Origin of the sequence: Borrelia hispanica CRI (genome assembly GCF_000500065.1) — a bacterium.
Classification (GTDB): Bacteria; Spirochaetota; Spirochaetia; order Borreliales; family Borreliaceae; genus Borrelia; species Borrelia hispanica.
In genome coordinates this window covers 1-322 of sequence record NZ_AYOU01000131.1, presented here as the reverse complement: position 1 = coordinate 322, position 322 = coordinate 1, and the positions used below count along the sequence as shown (strand labels likewise).

Here is a 322-nt window from a genome sequence, read left to right as displayed (position 1 = left end):
GAAACTGCAAAATATATATCTCAACTTAGAAGTAAAAGAAATAAGATTATGAATTCTTATATAAAGATATTAAAGGAGGCTTAATATAAAAATTCAAAAGATAATTCTATTATCAAGATTAATTTCTCTTTTCCTTATAATTTCTTGTACTACTATTGCTTCATTAATAGAAGAACCAACACTTCCAAAAACAGAATCTCTTAAAGAGCTTAGTACTTATGAAGCTAAGTTGGCTGATTATATTATGTATTTGCAAGTATTCTTAACACGTACACAAAAAAAAGTTAAAGACCCACATTATCCTAAGTTTACTTATTTCAAT

Annotated in this window: 1 protein-coding gene; it reads left to right on the top strand. The window is 25.2% G+C overall.

Annotation, left to right across the window (positions count from 1 at the left end):
• Positions 1-85: 85 nt before the first annotated feature.
• A partial coding sequence (locus U880_RS10900) for a BBA14 family lipoprotein (protein ID WP_326942975.1) occupies positions 86-322 on the top strand: 237 nt, incomplete at its 3' end.